This window comes from Xylophilus sp., from assembly GCA_009914555.1.
Lineage (GTDB): Bacteria > Pseudomonadota > Gammaproteobacteria > Burkholderiales > Burkholderiaceae_C > WNDY01.
On record WNDY01000025.1, the window covers coordinates 23,401 to 38,753 of the forward strand.

The following is a 15,353-nucleotide window of genomic DNA, read 5'->3' on the forward strand; positions in this document are numbered from 1 at the left end:
CCCACGCGGCCGTGCTCATGCCGGCGTCTCGTCGCCCGTGGGCAGGCGCAGGACACGGGTGCGGAAGTCGTACTCGAACACTTCGCCGTGGCGGGCCCAGGTGATGGCCGTGCGCAGCACGCCGGCGGCTTCGACGGCACCGAGCCGCTCGTCCAGCAGGCGCAGGAACGGCGCGTCCGGTAGCTCACCCTCGGGCTCCTGCTCCAGACTGTGGCGGATGTGGGCGACGAGCGGAACGCGGGCCAGCAGCTGCTGGCCGAAGAGGTTCTGGCGCAGGCCGTGCGGCCCGTCAACGTACCGCCGGCCCAGGGGCGTGATCTGCAGGTCGCCGTCCGCGAGCGCCGCCAGGCCGAGCTGGGCCAGCGCGTGGGCCGCGGGCAGCAGGTCGGCGTCCGCGAGGCCGGCCTCCTCGGCCAGCCGCGGCAGGTCGGCGCGCCCGCCGAACGGCGGCCCGGCCAGCAGCTCCAGCAGGCCGTCCATGCGCGCCACGTCGGCGGCGGGCAGGCGGTCGGTGAGCGTGGCGCGTGCGGACGGCTCTGCCGGCGCCGCGCCGGCCGCGGGGCGCGCCGCGCTGGCCGTCATGAGCGCATAGACCTCGTCGACCAGCGCGCGCACCTGGACGCCGTCCGCATCGCGCGGGCGCGGCAGCGGAATGGCCCGCTCGCAGCGGATGCGGCCCGGGTCCCGGGCGAGGATCAGCACGCGGTCGGCCATCACCACCGCCTCTTCGATGCTGTGCGAGACCACGAGCATGGCCCGGGTGGGCATGCTGCCGCCGTGCCACAGTTCCAGGATGTCTTCGCGCAGGCGCTCGCCGGTGAGCACATCGAGCGCGGAGAAGGCTTCGTCCATGAGCAGCACGTCGGGGCCGGTCACCAGCGCGCGGGCGATGCCCACGCGCTGGCGCATGCCGCCCGAGAGTTCGCGTGGCAGCGCGCCCTCGAAGCCCGCCAGGCCGATCAGCGCGATGGCGTCGGCCGCCCGCCCGGCGCGCGCGGCCTGCGGCACGCCGCGCGCCTCCAGCCCCAGCTCCACGTTCTGCTGCACCGTGAGCCAGGGGAACAGCGCGAACGACTGGAACACCATGCCGATCCCGCGCGCCGGGCCGTACAGCGGCTGGCCGCGGTAGCGCACCTCGCCGCGGTCCGCCGGCACGAGTCCCGCCATGATCCGCAGCAGCGTGCTCTTGCCCGAGCCGGACGGGCCCAGCAGGGCGACGATCTCCCCCTCTCGCAGCGTGAAATCGACCTGCTGGAGCACCGGGCGCTCGCGTCCATCGGAGGAGCGGAACGTCTTGTCCACGCCGCGGAGTTCGAGGATGGGTGGGGGCTGCGTCATGGCGGCAACGGCTCCGGTCAGGAATGCATGCGGTCTTCGGCCAGGCGGTACAGACGCCGCCAGAGGAAACGGTTGAGCCCCATCACGAACACCACCATCACGCCGATGCCCAGCGCGATGCGCGGGAAGTCGCCGGCCGCCGTCATCTGCGCGATGTAGCTGCCCAGGCCCTTGGCCTGCAGCGTGGTGTCGCCCCAGGTGACGTACTCGGCCACGATGCTGGCGTTCCACGAGCCGCCGCTGGCGGTGATGGCGCCGGTGACGAAGCTCGGGAACACGGCCGGCAGCAGGTAGCGCTTCCAGCGCAGCCAGCCCGACAGGCCCAGGTTGCGGGCGGCCAGGCGCAGCTCGTCCGGAATGCCTGATGCGCCGGCGATCACGTTGAAGAGGATGTACCACTGCGTGCCCAGAATCATGAGCGGCGAGAGCCACACGTCCGGGTCGAGCCTCCAGCGCACGACCAGCATCACCGCCAGCGGGAAGAACAGGTTGGCCGGGAACGCCGCGAGGAACTGCGCCACCGCCTGCAGCCGGCCCGACCAGCGCGGATCCATGCCGATCCACACGCCCACGGGCACCCAGACCACGGCCGCCAGGGCGATCAGCACCAGCACGCGCAGCAGCGTGCAGCCGCCCAGGACGAAGACGTGCGCCACCTCCTGCCAGCCCACCTCCGCATGCACGAACTGCGCGAGCCGCGCGGCGGCGAGCAGCACGCCGGCGGCCAGCACCGCGTCCCACGCGCGTTCGGCACGGCCCGAGGGCGCGCGCGGCCGCGCGCGGATCGAGGTGCCGTCGTGGCGCAGCCGCGACAGTGTCAGCGTGCGCGCCAGCTGCAGCCGGCACCAGCCGGCCAGGGCCTGCACGGCGCGCGCGCGGCGCAGCCAGTCCAGCAGCCACGAGCGCGAGGAGGCGCCGTCGCCGCTCTCCTCGAAGCGGAACTTGTCGGCCCAGGCCACCAGCGGGCGGAACAGCAGCTGGTCGTACAGCAGGATCGCCGCCAGCATGCAGGCGATGGCCCAGCCGATGGCGGCGAGGTCGCGGGCCTCGATGGCCAGCGCGATGTACGAGCCTACGCCGGGCAGCTTGATGTCCCGGTGGGCGACCGAAATCGCCTCGGAGGCCACCACGAAGAACCAGCCGCCGGACATGGACATCATCATGTTCCAGAGCAGGCCCGGCATGGCGAAGGGCAACTCCAGCCGCCAGAAGCGCTGCCAGCCCGAGAGCTGGAACACCCGCGCGGCCTCCTGCAGTTCCGCCGGCACGGTGCGCAGCGACTGGTAGAGGCTGAAGGCCATGTTCCAGGCCTGCGAGGTGAAGATCGCGAAGATGGCCGCACACTCCACGCCCAGCAGGCTGCCCGGGAAGAGCGCGATGAAGCCCGTCACCGTGATCGACAGGAAGCCCAGGATGGGAATGGACTGCAGCACGTCCAGCAGCGGCACCAGCACGCGTTCGGCCAGCCGGCAGCGCGCGGTCAGCACGGCGAACGCCGCGCTGAACACCAGCGCTCCACCCAGGGCGATGAACATCCGCAGTGTGGTGCGCAGCAGGTAGTACGGCAGCTGCCGCGGCGCCAGCGACAGCGGCAGCGCCTGGCCCACGTGGAAGGGTTGCGCCATCTGCTGCGCGCCGTAGGCCAGCAGCACCAGGCCGGCCAGCACCAGCGGCAGCAACGCCCAGTCCCACCGGTTCGGCGACACGTCCACGATCTGGCGGGGAAGGAGAGGATGCATGGCGATGCTGCAAGCCTAAGCGTTTTTCATGCCGGCCGTTCTTCTCGCCGCGGCCGGGCAGATGCCGGCTCCAGCAGCCACCAAAACGTCTTGAACCATCCGAAAAAGCCGATATGATTGGCACTCGTGCAGTCAGAGTGCTAACAAAGACACTTTGGTTCTGTACCTCAATACAAATCTCACCTCACCAATTGTTCACAGGAGATGCACTGAACCTTCGTCCTCTGCACGATCGCGTGATCGTCAAGCGCCTGGAACAGGAAACCAAGACGGCTTCCGGCATCGTGATCCCGGACAACGCCGCCGAAAAGCCCGACCAGGGCGAGGTGCTGGCCGTCGGCCCCGGCAAGAAGAACGACCAGGGCGTGGTGTCGCCCCTGGGCGTGAAGGTCGGCGACCGCGTGCTGTTCGGCAAGTACTCCGGCCAGACCGTCAAAGTCCACGGCGACGAACTGCTCGTCATGAAGGAAGACGACCTGTTCGCGGTCGTCGAGAAGTAAGCGCGGGTCCCGCCGCATCCCACCTCAACAGAATCCGGAGTCCATAGAAAATGGCAGCAAAAGACGTAGTCTTTGGCGGCGAAGCCCGCGCCCGCATGGTCGAAGGCGTGAACATCCTCGCCAACGCCGTCAAGGTCACCCTCGGTCCCAAGGGCCGCAACGTGGTGCTGGAGCGCTCGTTCGGCGCCCCCACCGTAACCAAGGACGGCGTGTCCGTGGCCAAGGAAGTCGAACTCAAGGACAAGCTGCAGAACATGGGCGCCCAGCTCGTGAAGGAAGTGGCCTCCAAGACCAGCGACAACGCTGGCGACGGCACCACCACCGCCACCGTGCTGGCCCAGGCCATCGTGCGCGAAGGCTCCAAGTACGTGGCCGCCGGCCTGAACCCGATGGACTTGAAGCGCGGCATCGACAAGGCCGTCGCCGCCCTGGTCGAGCAGTTGAAGAAGGCTGCCAAGGCCACCACCACCTCCAAGGAAATCGCCCAGGTCGGCTCGATCTCGGCCAACTCCGACGAATCCATCGGCAAGATCATCGCCGACGCGATGGACAAGGTCGGCAAGGAAGGCGTCATCACGGTCGAAGACGGCAAGTCGCTCGACAATGAGCTCGACGTGGTCGAAGGCATGCAGTTCGACCGCGGCTACCTGTCGCCCTACTTCATCAACAACCCCGAGAAGCAGGCCGCGGTCCTCGACAACCCGTTCGTGCTGCTGTTCGACAAGAAGATCAGCAACATCCGCGACCTGCTGCCCACGCTCGAAGCCGTGGCCAAGGCCGGCCGTCCGCTCTTGATCATCGCCGAGGACGTGGAGGGCGAAGCCCTGGCGACCCTGGTGGTCAACACCATCCGCGGCATCCTGAAGGTCGGGGCCGTCAAGGCCCCGGGCTTCGGCGACCGCCGCAAGGCCATGCTCGAAGACATCGCCATCCTCACGGGCGGCAAGGTGATCGCCGAGGAAGTGGGTCTGTCGCTGGAGAAGGTCACGCTGGCCGACCTGGGTCAGGCCAAGACCATCGAAGTCGGCAAGGAAAACACCACGATCATCGACGGCGCTGGCGCCGCGGGCGACATCGCAGCCCGCGTCAAGCAGATCCGCATCCAGATCGAGGAAGCCACCAGCGACTACGACCGCGAGAAGCTGCAGGAGCGCGTGGCCAAGCTGGCCGGCGGCGTGGCCGTGATCAAGGTCGGCGCCGCGACCGAAGTCGAGATGAAGGAAAAGAAGGCCCGCGTCGAAGACGCCCTGCACGCCACCCGCGCTGCCGTCGAGGAAGGCATCGTGGCCGGCGGCGGCGTGGCGCTGCTGCGCGCCCGCCAAGCGGCCGGCGAGATCAAGGGCGACAACGCCGACCAGGACGCCGGCGTCAAGCTGATCCTCAAGGCCATCGAAGCCCCGCTGCGCGAGATCGTCTACAACGCCGGCGGCGAGCCGAGCGTGGTGGTCAACAAGGTGCTCGAAGGCAAGGGCAACTTCGGCTTCAACGCCGCCAACGACACCTACGGTGACCTGATCGAGCTGGGCATCCTGGATCCGACCAAGGTGACCCGCACCGCGCTGCAGAACGCCGCGTCCGTGGCCTCGCTGCTGCTGACGACCGAAGCCATGATCGCCGAGGCGCCGAAGGACGACGCCCCCGCCGCCGGCGGCGGCATGCCCGGCGGCATGGGTGGCATGGGCGGCATGGACATGTGACGCCCCGTGCATGCCGGGCCGGCGACCGCCCGGCATGCGGCACGGCATGACGCGCCCGCGCGCCGCAAGGCCCGCGGGCTTTTTCATGTCGTCCGCGGGCCTTGCGGCGCTCAGCACGGCCTTGCCCGGCCGGCATGCGCGTGATGTCCGCACGGCCAGCCGCGCCAGGCTGCCCGCAGCGGGCTTTTGTACAATCCGCATCTTCCGAGGAGCGTTGCAACGCCTCCGCCGCCCATCACGGGCGCGCCGCGGGTCGTGAGGCTCGGAATATCCACACCGCAACGACGCTCGCCCACGTCCAGTGTGCCTGCGCGCTTTCTTCGCCGCCGCCGGACGTGGTCGTCCAGATCTTCACCGGCGCCGACCGACCATGAATGCCGTCCTGCAACCTTCCTCCCCCACCGCCGGCGACCATGCCATCGCCGATATCGCGCTGGCCGCCTGGGGCCGCCGCGAGATCCGCATCGCCGAGACCGAGATGCCCGGCCTGATCGCGATCCGCGAGGAATTCGCCGCCAGCCAGCCGCTCAAGGGCGCGCGCATCACCGGCTCGCTGCACATGACGATCCAGACCGCCGTGCTGATCGAGACGCTCCAGGCGCTCGGCGCCGAGGTGCGCTGGGCCTCGTGCAACATCTTCTCGACGCAGGACCACGCGGCCGCCGCAATCGCCGAGGCCGGCACGCCGGTGTTCGCCGTCAAGGGCGAGTCGCTGGAGGACTACTGGGACTACACCCACCGCATCTTCGAGTTCGGCGCCAAGGGAGCCAAGGGCGAGGGCCCGAACATGATCCTCGACGACGGCGGCGACGCCACGCTGCTGCTGCACCTGGGCAAGCGCGCCGAGGAGGACGCCCGCGTGCTGCTCGACCCCAGGAGCGAGGAGGAGCGCATCCTCTACGCCGCCATCAAGGCCAGGCTCGCCACCGACCCGACCTGGTACAGCCGCAAGGCCGCCGAGGTCATCGGCGTGACCGAGGAGACCACCACCGGCGTGCACCGCCTGAAGGAGATGTCGGCCAAGGGCACGCTGCTGTTCCGCGCGATCAACGTCAACGACTCGGTCACCAAGAGCAAGTTCGACAACCTCTACGGCTGCCGCGAGTCGCTGGTGGACGGCATCAAGCGCGCCACCGACGTGATGATCGCCGGCAAGGTCGCCGTCGTGGCGGGCTACGGCGACGTGGGCAAGGGCTGCGCGCAGGCGCTGGCCGCGCTGCGCGCGCAGGTCTGGGTCACCGAGATCGACCCGATCAACGCGCTGCAGGCCGCGATGGAGGGCTTCAAGGTCGTGACGATGGAATACGCCGCCGACAAGGCCGACATCTTCGTGACCACCACCGGCAACCGCGACGTGATCCGCCACGAGCATCTCGTCGCGATGAAGAACGAGGCCATCGTCTGCAACATCGGCCACTTCGACAACGAGATCGACGTCGCCTCGCTGGAGCAGTACCGGTGGGAAGAGGTCAAGCCGCAGGTCGACCACGTGATCTTCCCCGACGGCAAGCGCATCACGCTGCTGGCCAAGGGCCGCCTGGTGAACCTGGGCTGCGCCACCGGCCACCCGAGCTTCGTGATGTCGAGCTCGTTCGCCAACCAGACCATCGCCCAGATTGAGCTGTTCACCAAGCCCGAGGCCTACACGCCGGGCCAGGTTTACGTGCTGCCCAAGATCCTCGACGAGAAGGTCGCGCGGCTGCACCTCAAGAAGGTCGGCGCCCAGCTGACCGAGCTGACGGACGTGCAGGCAGCGTACATCGGCGTGAGCAGGAACGGCCCCTACAAGCCTGAGACCTACAGGTACTGACTGGTCGACCCGAGGAACGGCGGCACATGCGCGCGGATGTGTTTCTGGTGGAGCGCGGCCATGCCGCCACCCGGTCGCAGGCCCAGCGGCTCATCGCCGCCGGCGTGCGGTGGCGGCTGGCGGCGGGCATGCCGTGGAACCAGGTCGCGAAGAACGGCGACGAGATCCCGGCCGTCGCCGAGGTCGAACTGCTCGATGCGGCCGAGGCGAAGTATCTCTCGCGCGGCGGGCTGAAGCTCGAAGGCGCGCTGGCGGCCACGGGTGTGGCCGTGGCCGGCCTGCGCTGCCTGGACGTGGGCCAGAGCACCGGCGGCTTCACCGACTGCCTGCTGCAGCGGGGCGCATCCCAGGTCGTGGGCGTGGACGTAGGCCACGGCCAGCTGCACGCGCGGCTGCGCAGCGACCTGCGCGTGGTGGCGGTGGAGGGCGTCAATGCCCGCTCGCTCACCGCCGGATCGCTGCAGGACGCCTGCGAGGAAGCGCTGTCCGAACGGGTCGAGGAAGACCCCGAGGACAACGATACCCAGCCCGTCGCGCCCTACGCCTGGATGCGCAACGGCGGCCTGGTCGACGACGCCTACGACGACAGCGACGATGCCACGGAGCAGGACGTCGAGTCCTTCAAGGCCGAGCGCGCCGCCCGGGACGAGGCCCGTGCCGAAGGCGCCCTCGCCACCGTGCGCCGGCGCCGCGCCGACCGTGCGGACGTGGACACGACGCCCGCGTTCGACCTGGTGACGGGCGACGTGTCGTTCATCTCGCTCACACTGATCCTGCCGGCCGTGGTGCCGCTGCTGCGGCCCGGCGGCACGATGCTCATGCTGGTCAAGCCGCAGTTCGAGCTGCAGCCGGCCCAGGTCGGCAAGGGCGGCATCGTGCGCGATGCGGCGCTCTACGCGGTGGTCGAGCAGCGCCTGCGCGATGCCTGCGCGGCGCTCGGCCTTGCGGTCCTCGGCTGGCACGGCAGCACGATCGAAGGCGGCGACGGCAACCGCGAATTCTTCATCCATGCACGCAAGGGCCCATGAGCGCATCTGCTTCCGCCGTTGAATCGAAGGCGCTGCCGGTCAGCGTCGAGTTCTTCCCGCCCAAGACGCCCGAAGGCGTGGTCAAGCTGCGCGGCGTGCGCCGCCAGCTCTACGGCGCGATCGCGCCGCAGTACTGCTCGGTGACCTATGGCGCAGGCGGCTCCACGCAGCGCGGCACCTTCGATGCGGTGGCCGAGATCCTGGCCGAGGGCGTGCCGGCGGCGAGCCATTTCTCCTGCATCGGCGCCACGCGCGAGAGCGTGCGCGAGCAGCTCGCGCAGCTCCAGGCGATGGGTGCGCGCCGGCTGGTGGCGCTGCGCGGCGACCTGCCCAGCGGCTATGGCGCGGGCGGCGAATTCCAGTACGCGAGCGACCTGGTGGCATTCATCCGCGCCGAGACCGGCCGCGCATTCCACATCGAGGTCGCCGCCTATCCCGAGGTGCACCCGCAGGCCCGCTCGCCCGAATCCGACCTGCAGGCCTACGCGGCCAAGGTACGGGCCGGGGCCAACGGCGCGATCACGCAGTACTTCTACAATGCCGACGCGTACTTCCGCTTCGTCGACGACGCGCGCGCCGCGGGTGCCGACGTTCCGGTGGTGCCGGGTATCATGCCGATCACCAGCTCGTCGCAGCTGATGCGCTTCTCCGACGCATCGGGCGCCGAAATTCCGCGCTGGATCCGGCTGCGGCTGCAGGCGTATGGCGACGACGTGGAGTCGATCCGCGCCTTCGGCCTCGATGTGGTCGCGGCGCTGTGCGAGCGGCTGCGCGCCGGCGGCGCGCCGGGCCTGCACTTCTACACGATGAACCAGAGCACGGCGACACTGGAGCTCTGCCGCCGATTGAACCTTGGAGCACGCCTTGCCTCAGCCTGACCGCATCGCTTCATTCTGGGTACCCCGCATCGCGGCGGTGGCGCTTGCCGCCGGCATGGGCTGCGCCGCTGCGCAGCAGCAGCCCGATGCCGCTGCCGAGTCGCCGGAGCCTGCGCCGGCACAGCAGCACCGGCTGGCCGCGGCCTCGTCCTGGCTCACGCGCTATGCGATCGAGCGGGGCGGCGCCTCGTGGTACGCACAACGCTTTCACCAGCGGCGCATCGCGAGCGGCGAACGCTACGACCAGAGCGCTTTCACCGCCGCCCACCGCACACTGCCATTCGGCACGCGCGTGTGCGTGCACAGCCTCGTCAACGGACGCGAGGTGATGGTGCGCATCAACGACCGCGGCCCATACCTTCGCTCGCGCGTGATCGACGTGAGCCTGGCTGCGGCCGAGGCGCTCGGCATGGTTGGCCGCGGCGTCAAGGACGTCGTGCTGACGCTGCCGTCGTCGACAGGACGCGCCTGCGGCGCCCAGGGCGTGACCGCAGCGCTGGATACCCCCGAGGAGTAGGTATCTGTAGCGCGCGTGGAATGCGCGCCAGGGGTTGATGCAAGGGGGAGTATAAGAGTCAGCCGCCGGTTTCCAGCACGAAGCTCGCGTGGCGGTCCTGCCCCAGGATCTCCACGAGCTGCGGCAGCGCCGGGGCCAGTGCCGCTTTGAGCGTGTAAGGCGGGTTGATCAGGAACATGCCGCTGGCCGGCAGGCCCGGGCGGCGCGTCTCGCCGGTGGCTGCGTCCTGGCTGATCCTGCTGGACTTGACTGTCAGCGCCGCGTGCAGCCAGCTCCTGCCGGCCTGGGTGGCCAGCGTGCGCAGCCGGCGCGGCAGATCGTGCGCCTCGGGGCGCGGAATGATCGGGTACCAGACGGCATAGGTGCCGGTGGCGAAGCGCTTGAGCGCTTCGGCGGCAAAGCCGAGCACGCGGGCGTAGTCGGTCTTCATCTCGTAGCTCGGGTCGCACAGCACCAACGCGCGGCGCGAGGGCGGCGGCAGGAACTTGACGGCCGAGCCGAAGCCGTCCTCGCGCAGCACCGCGACCTGGCGGCCGGCGTCGAGCTGGGCGATGTTGCCGTCGAGCGCCCGCGCGTCCGATGGGTGCAGCTCGTAGAGCTTGAGCCGGTCGTGCGGTCGCAGCAGGCGCTGGGCGATGAAGGGCGAGCCAGGATAGACGCGCGGCTGCTTCGCCGGGCCGTGGTTGAAGGCGCGCACGAGGTCCAGGTAGGCCTGGAGCGCGGGCGCCAGCGTCGCGTCGGACGCCGCGAGCGCATGGATGCCGTGCGCGGCCTCGCCGCTGGTCGAGGCATAGTCGCCGTCGAGCCGATAGAGCCCGGCGCCGGCATGGGTGTCGACGACGGTGAGGGCCGCTTCCTTCTCGGTCAGGTGCTGCAAGGTGGCGACCAGCACGGTGTGCTTGAGCACATCGGCATGGTTGCCCGCGTGGAAGGCGTGGCGGTAGCTGAACATCCGGCAATGGTACCGGCGCGCGGGCCGCCGGCCGCCGGGCTGGCGCACGGCAGGCTTCTGGGACATGATGTCGCGCCGCAGCATCGCCTTGACTGCCGCGGACGCCTTTTGCCATGACCCCCGCCAACGATCCGCCGCAACCCGTCCACGTCCCGGCCGTCAGCCACATCGATGCGCTGCCGCCGGGCAGCCGCCTGGCGGAATTCGAAGTCGTCGGCCTGCTCGGCGTGGGCGGCTTCGGCATGGTCTACCACGCGTTCGACCATTCGCTGCACCGCGCCGTGGCGATCAAGGAATACATGCCGGCCGCCCTGGTGGGGCGCGCCGCCGGACTGTCGGTGACGCTGCGTTCGTCCGCCGACGCGCAGCCGTTCGAGGCCGGGCTGCGCTCCTTCATCGGCGAGGCCCGGCTGCTGGCGCAGTTCGACCATCCCTCGCTGGTCAAGGTGTTCCGCTTCTGGGAGGCCAACGGCACGGCCTACATGGTGATGCCGCTCTACGCCGGCACCACGCTCAAGCAGGCGCGCGCGCAACTGCGCCGGCCGCCGTCGGAGCAGTGGCTGCGCACCGTGCTCTGGTCGGCGCTCGGTGCGCTGCGCGTGCTGCACGGGGCCCAGACGCTGCACCGCGACGTCTCGCCCGACAACATCTTCCTGCAGGACATCGGCCCGCCGGTGCTGCTGGACCTGGGCGCTGCCCGCCGCGCGATCGGCGAGGGCACGCGCCACCATACGGCCGTGCTCAAGGTCAACTATGCGCCGGTCGAGCAATATGCCGAGGCCGCGAGCGACCTGCGCCAGGGTCCGTGGACCGATCTCTACGCGCTGGCCGCCGTAGTGCACGGCCTGGTCTGCAACGAGCCGCCGCCGCCGGCCACGTTCCGCGTGCTGCGCGACCGCATGGTGCCGTTCGAGCAGGCGGCTGCCACGGTCGAGGCCGAGTTTGGTGAGCGCTATTCGCCGGCCTTCGTCGGCGCGGTCACGCGGGCGCTGTCGATCCGACCCGAGGACCGGCCGCAGAGCATCGACGCGTTCATCGCCGCGATGGCGCTGCTGCCGCCGGCCCAGCCGCTCGAAACCTTCGACTGGCGTGCCGCCAGCGGCGATGCCTGGGCCGATCCGGTCGACCTGGCGGTGGACCCGGCGCCGACCGGGGCCGCCGTGCCGCCGCCGCAGGAGCGCACCCAGGTGCTGCCGCCCCGCCTGCCCGGCGTCACGCTTGCGGACATGCCGGCGCCTGCCACGGGGCCGATGGCATTGCCTGCGCCGCCGCCCGCTGCCGAAGCGGCGGCTGCCGGGAGCGGAGCCGCGCCACCGCCGCGCCACCGCGGCCGCATCGCGGCGATCGCGGGCCTGACGGCGCTGCTTGCAGCCGCAGCCTTCGCCTGGAGCCTCCAGCGCACGCCGCCGCAGCCCGACATCGTCCGCACGCCGGACGACCAGGTCATCACCGAGGCGCCCGAAGCCGTATCCGTACCCACAGCGGCGTCGCGCGAGCCGGCTGCCGTCGCGGCAGCGACTGCACCTGCATCCCCGCGCCCGGCCAGGCCGGAGCCGGCGGTCTGGCCCGTGGCGGGCGAAACGGCACCCGCACGCCGGCCCGTCGAGCGCACCTCGGCGATCTGCGCCGATGCCAGCGCCTTCGGCCGCACCATGTGCATCCACACCGAATGCCAAAAGCCAGCCAATGCGCACAACGCCGTCTGCGTGGACTACCGGCGCAAGCAGCGCGAGGAGCGCGAGCGGCTGTCGAACTGACTGCCGAAGATTTGGCGGCAGCCCGGCTGTGCGCTAGAATGCCGGGTTTCGCAGCGCATTTCGTGGCCCCGCGGCGAAACGGCAGTCTGCCGACCCCACCTAAGAGGTTTCCTCCAGAGAAACACCGACCGTGGAAAAGGGCCCTTTTCGTACCAGCTCGAAAGCTCCAAAGCTATGTCTACTACGGTCAGCGCGAAACCCGCTGAGGTGGTGCACGAGTGGTTTGTGATTGACGCCACCGACAAGGTGCTCGGCCGGGTAGCCAGCGAAGTTGCCCACCGTCTGCGCGGCAAGCACAAGGCCATTTACACGCCTCACGTCGATACCGGCGACTACATCGTCGTCATCAACGCATCCAAGCTCAAGGTCACCGGCACCAAGTCGCTCGACAAGGTGTACTACCGCCATTCGGGCTTCCCCGGCGGCATCACCGCCACCAACTTCCGCGACCTGCAGGCCAAGCATCCCGGCCGTGCGCTCGAGAAGGCCGTCAAGGGCATGCTGCCCAAGGGTCCGCTCGGCTACGCGCAGATCAAGAAGCTCAAGGTCTATGGCGGTGCCGAGCATCCGCACACGGCCCAGCAGCCCAAAGTCCTGGACATCTGAGGAGCCCGGAAATGACCATTGGTGAATGGAACAACGGCACCGGCCGTCGCAAGTCCAGCGTCGCCCGCGTGTTCCTCAAGAAGGGCTCCGGCAAGATCACGATCAACGGCAAGGATGTCGTCGAGTACTTCGGCCGCGCCACGTCGGTGATGATCGCCAAGCAGCCGCTGGTGTTGACCAACCATGTCGAAACCTTCGACATCCAGATCAACGTCCACGGCGGCGGCGAATCCGGCCAGGCCGGCGCGGCCCGCCACGGCATCACCCGCGCCCTGATCGACTACGACGCTACGCTCAAGCCGGCGCTGTCGGCCGCAGGCTTCGTGACCCGCGACGCCCGCGAGGTCGAGCGCAAGAAGGTCGGCCTGCACTCCGCACGCCGCCGCAAGCAGTTCTCCAAGCGCTGATCCAGGCGCCTGCAGTTCCGCACGCACAGCCGCCCCATTCGCTTGGAGGCGGCTGTGCTGCTTTGGGGAGGGAGCGGGGGCGGCCCTTCTGCCCGAATGGCCGGCCAACAACCCTGAGAGCAGCAGGCCCGGCAGGCTTGCGATACGATCGACCCAAAGCTTCCCCAGGAGTACACGCATGAGCGCCGTCGCCGAGAACATTTCCACGACCCTGCCCGAACCGATCATCTTCACCGATAGCGCGGCCGCCAAGGTGGCCGACCTGATCGCCGAGGAAGGCAACCCCGACCTGAAGCTGCGCGTCTTCGTGCAGGGCGGCGGCTGCTCGGGCTTCCAGTACGGCTTCACGTTCGACGAGATCGCCAACGAGGACGACACTACCATGACGAAGAACGGCGTGTCCCTGCTCATTGACGCGATGAGCTACCAGTACCTCGTCGGTGCCGAGATCGACTACAAGGAAGACCTGCAGGGCGCGCAGTTCGTGATCAAGAATCCGAACGCGACGACCACCTGCGGCTGCGGCTCGAGCTTCTCGGTCTGATCCTGCGCTGTCGTGCCGGCCCCGCTGTCCGCACGGTAGGTCCCACCTCCCAAGCCGCCGCAAGGCGGCTTTTGTTTTTGATCCCGCAGCATACCGACAACAACGAGACACATGCATCCATCCGCTCCCGCCGCTCCCAGCGCTCCCCGTTCCTCCGTCCTGCTGTGGCTCGTCGCCGTCGGCTTCTTCATGCAGACGCTGGACGCGACCATCATCAACACCGCGTTGCCGTCGATGGCCCGCTCGCTCGGCGAGAGCCCGCTGCGCATGCAGTCGGTGGTGGTGGCCTATTCGCTGACGATGGCGATGCTGATCCCGGCCTCGGGCTGGATCGCCGACCGCTTCGGCACGCGGCGGGTCTACGTCGGTGCGATCACGCTGTTCGCCATCGGTTCGCTGCTGTGCGCCATCGCGGCCAGCCTGGGGCAACTGGTGGCCGCTCGCGTGGTGCAGGGGCTGGGCGGCGCGTTGCTGCTGCCGGTGGGCCGGCTGGCGGTGCTGCGGGCCTATCCGCGCGAGGAATTCCTGCGCGCGATGAGCTTCGTCGCGGTCCCCGGCCTGATCGGCCCGCTGATCGGCCCGACCGTGGGCGGCTGGCTGGTGGAGTATGTGTCCTGGCATTGGATCTTCCTGATCAACCTGCCGGTGGCCCTGGTCGGCTGCCTGGCGTCGCTGCGCTACATGCCGGCGGGCGAGGGCGAGACGGTGGGACGCTTCGACCTTAGCGGCTACCTGATGCTGTCGTTCGGCATGGTGGCGGTCTCGCTGGCGCTCGACGGCGTGTCGGAGCTGGGGCTGCGCCAGTCCGGCGTGATGCTGCTCATGGTGTTCGGCTTCGCCAGCCTCGCGGCCTACTGGCTGCGTGCGGCGCGGCGGCCCGATCCGCTGTTCTCGCCCCACCTGTTCCTGGTGCAGAGCCTGCGCGTGGGGTTGCTGGGCAACCTGTTCGCCCGCATCGGCAGCAGCTGCATGCCGTTCCTGATCCCGCTGGTGCTGCAGGTCTGCATGGGCTATTCGCCGGCCCAGGCCGGCATGATGATGCTGCCCACGGCGTTCGCCGGCATGGCGGCCAAGACGCTGGCCACGCGGCTCATCATGCGCTACGGCTATCGCCGCGTGCTGGTGGGCAACACCTTCTCGCTCGGGCTGGTGATGCTGAGCTTCGGCCTGATCTCGCCACAGGAGCCAGTGTGGCTGCGCATCGTGCAGCTCGCGGTGTTCGGCGGCATCAACTCGATGCAGTTCACCGCGATGAACACGATCACGCTCAAGGATCTGTCGCCCGCGGCCGCGAGCAGCGGCAACAGCCTGCTGTCGATGGTGCAGATGCTGGCCATGAGCATGGGCGTGGCGGCCGCCGGCGCGGTGCTCGCCGGCTTCACCGACCTTTTCGGCGTGCAGAGCGGCGCGGCCGCACAGACGCTCACGGCCTTCCATGCCACCTTCCTCACCATGGGCGTGATGACGATGGCCTCGGCCGGCGTGTTCTGGCAGCTGGAAGACACGCGGTCGATGCCGACCGTGACCGGCCCCGTGGACGAGACCTGAGGGTCATCCCCCGGACGGCTTCGCGCCGGCGC

14 protein-coding genes and 1 riboswitch are annotated in these 15,353 nt (G+C 69.6%); of the genes, 11 read left to right on the plus strand and 3 right to left on the minus strand.

The window, feature by feature from the left end:
- Positions 1-15 precede the first annotated feature (15 nt).
- Positions 16-1,338 (minus strand): ABC transporter ATP-binding protein, encoded by a 1,323-nt coding sequence (locus tag GAK38_RS12525; RefSeq protein ID WP_325344583.1) that lies wholly within the window; start codon positions 1,336-1,338, stop codon positions 16-18.
- A gap of 17 nt (positions 1,339-1,355) precedes the next feature.
- Entirely contained in the window at positions 1,356-3,077 is a 1,722-nt protein-coding gene (locus GAK38_RS12530; protein ID WP_325344585.1) for an ABC transporter permease, read from the minus strand.
- A 209-nt stretch (positions 3,078-3,286) separates the two neighbouring features.
- Here GAK38_RS12530 and GAK38_RS12535 point away from each other — a divergent pair, with 209 nt between their 5' ends.
- The 6 genes from GAK38_RS12535 to GAK38_RS12560 all read left to right on the plus strand — a co-directional run bounded on the left by GAK38_RS12535 (position 3,287) and on the right by GAK38_RS12560 (position 9,507).
- Positions 3,287-3,577 carry a co-chaperone GroES gene (locus GAK38_RS12535; RefSeq protein ID WP_325344638.1) on the plus strand — a complete coding sequence of 97 codons (291 nt, stop codon included), beginning with the start codon at positions 3,287-3,289 and terminating at the stop codon, positions 3,575-3,577.
- 50 nt (positions 3,578-3,627) lie between these two features.
- A complete protein-coding gene (gene groL, locus GAK38_RS12540; RefSeq protein ID WP_325344587.1) occupies positions 3,628-5,274 on the plus strand; it encodes a chaperonin GroEL in 1,647 nt (548 codons plus the stop codon).
- A 200-nt stretch (positions 5,275-5,474) separates the two neighbouring features.
- Positions 5,475-5,571, plus strand: a riboswitch (S-adenosyl-L-homocysteine riboswitch).
- A 73-nt stretch (positions 5,572-5,644) separates the two neighbouring features.
- A complete protein-coding gene (gene ahcY, locus GAK38_RS12545; RefSeq protein WP_325344589.1) occupies positions 5,645-7,084 on the plus strand; it encodes an adenosylhomocysteinase in 1,440 nt (479 codons plus the stop codon).
- A 26-nt stretch (positions 7,085-7,110) separates the two neighbouring features.
- Entirely contained in the window at positions 7,111-8,112 is a 1,002-nt protein-coding gene (locus tag GAK38_RS12550; protein WP_325344591.1) for a TlyA family RNA methyltransferase, read from the plus strand.
- A complete protein-coding gene (gene metF, locus GAK38_RS12555) occupies positions 8,109-8,990 on the plus strand; it encodes a methylenetetrahydrofolate reductase [NAD(P)H] (RefSeq protein ID WP_325344593.1) in 882 nt (293 codons plus the stop codon). Before GAK38_RS12550 ends, metF begins: the two co-directional genes overlap by 4 nt.
- Positions 8,977-9,507 carry a septal ring lytic transglycosylase RlpA family protein gene (locus GAK38_RS12560; RefSeq protein ID WP_325344595.1) on the plus strand — a complete coding sequence of 177 codons (531 nt, stop codon included), beginning with the start codon at positions 8,977-8,979 and terminating at the stop codon, positions 9,505-9,507. The genes metF and GAK38_RS12560 overlap by 14 nt, the downstream gene beginning before the upstream one ends.
- Before the next feature lie 58 nt (positions 9,508-9,565).
- On the opposite strand, the gene GAK38_RS12565 is transcribed toward GAK38_RS12560, so the two are convergent.
- Positions 9,566-10,459 carry a 23S rRNA (adenine(2030)-N(6))-methyltransferase RlmJ gene (locus GAK38_RS12565; RefSeq protein WP_325344640.1) on the minus strand — a complete coding sequence of 298 codons (894 nt, stop codon included), beginning with the start codon at positions 10,457-10,459 and terminating at the stop codon, positions 9,566-9,568.
- A gap of 113 nt (positions 10,460-10,572) precedes the next feature.
- Here GAK38_RS12565 and GAK38_RS12570 point away from each other — a divergent pair, with 113 nt between their 5' ends.
- From GAK38_RS12570 to mdtD, 5 genes are all read left to right on the plus strand, one after another.
- Positions 10,573-12,216 (plus strand): serine/threonine protein kinase, encoded by a 1,644-nt coding sequence (locus tag GAK38_RS12570; RefSeq protein ID WP_325344597.1) that lies wholly within the window; start codon positions 10,573-10,575, stop codon positions 12,214-12,216.
- A gap of 174 nt (positions 12,217-12,390) precedes the next feature.
- The gene (rplM, locus tag GAK38_RS12575; protein ID WP_325344599.1) at positions 12,391-12,822 is read left to right on the plus strand and encodes a 50S ribosomal protein L13; all 432 of its coding nucleotides are present in this window, start codon (positions 12,391-12,393) and stop codon (positions 12,820-12,822) included.
- Positions 12,823-12,833: 11 nt separating this feature from the next.
- Positions 12,834-13,229: a 30S ribosomal protein S9 gene (gene rpsI, locus GAK38_RS12580; RefSeq protein WP_325344601.1), complete on the plus strand. Its 396-nt coding sequence runs from the start codon at positions 12,834-12,836 to the stop codon at positions 13,227-13,229.
- A 178-nt stretch (positions 13,230-13,407) separates the two neighbouring features.
- Entirely contained in the window at positions 13,408-13,773 is a 366-nt protein-coding gene (erpA, locus tag GAK38_RS12585; protein ID WP_325344603.1) for an iron-sulfur cluster insertion protein ErpA, read from the plus strand.
- A gap of 111 nt (positions 13,774-13,884) precedes the next feature.
- On the plus strand, positions 13,885-15,321 hold the full coding sequence (gene mdtD, locus GAK38_RS12590) for a multidrug transporter subunit MdtD (RefSeq protein ID WP_325344605.1): 1,437 nt from the start codon (positions 13,885-13,887) through the stop codon (positions 15,319-15,321).
- Positions 15,322-15,353: the final 32 nt, after the last annotated feature.

Excerpts from the sequence above, each read along its gene's own strand:
- GAK38_RS12525 (WP_325344583.1), bottom strand. The coding sequence starts at position 1,338 with ATGACGCAGCCCCCACCCATCCTCGAACTCCGCGGCGTGGACAAGACG.
- GAK38_RS12530 (WP_325344585.1), bottom strand. The coding sequence starts at position 3,077 with ATGCATCCTCTCCTTCCCCGCCAGATCGTGGACGTGTCGCCGAACCGG.
- groL (WP_325344587.1), top strand. The coding sequence starts at position 3,628 with ATGGCAGCAAAAGACGTAGTCTTTGGCGGCGAAGCCCGCGCCCGCATG.
- ahcY (WP_325344589.1), top strand. The coding sequence starts at position 5,645 with ATGAATGCCGTCCTGCAACCTTCCTCCCCCACCGCCGGCGACCATGCC.
- GAK38_RS12550 (WP_325344591.1), top strand. The coding sequence starts at position 7,111 with ATGCGCGCGGATGTGTTTCTGGTGGAGCGCGGCCATGCCGCCACCCGG.
- metF (WP_325344593.1), top strand. The coding sequence starts at position 8,109 with ATGAGCGCATCTGCTTCCGCCGTTGAATCGAAGGCGCTGCCGGTCAGC.
- GAK38_RS12565 (WP_325344640.1), bottom strand. The coding sequence starts at position 10,459 with ATGTTCAGCTACCGCCACGCCTTCCACGCGGGCAACCATGCCGATGTG.
- GAK38_RS12570 (WP_325344597.1), top strand. The coding sequence starts at position 10,573 with ATGACCCCCGCCAACGATCCGCCGCAACCCGTCCACGTCCCGGCCGTC.
- rplM (WP_325344599.1), top strand. The coding sequence starts at position 12,391 with ATGTCTACTACGGTCAGCGCGAAACCCGCTGAGGTGGTGCACGAGTGG.
- rpsI (WP_325344601.1), top strand. The coding sequence starts at position 12,834 with ATGACCATTGGTGAATGGAACAACGGCACCGGCCGTCGCAAGTCCAGC.
- erpA (WP_325344603.1), top strand. The coding sequence starts at position 13,408 with ATGAGCGCCGTCGCCGAGAACATTTCCACGACCCTGCCCGAACCGATC.
- mdtD (WP_325344605.1), top strand. The coding sequence starts at position 13,885 with ATGCATCCATCCGCTCCCGCCGCTCCCAGCGCTCCCCGTTCCTCCGTC.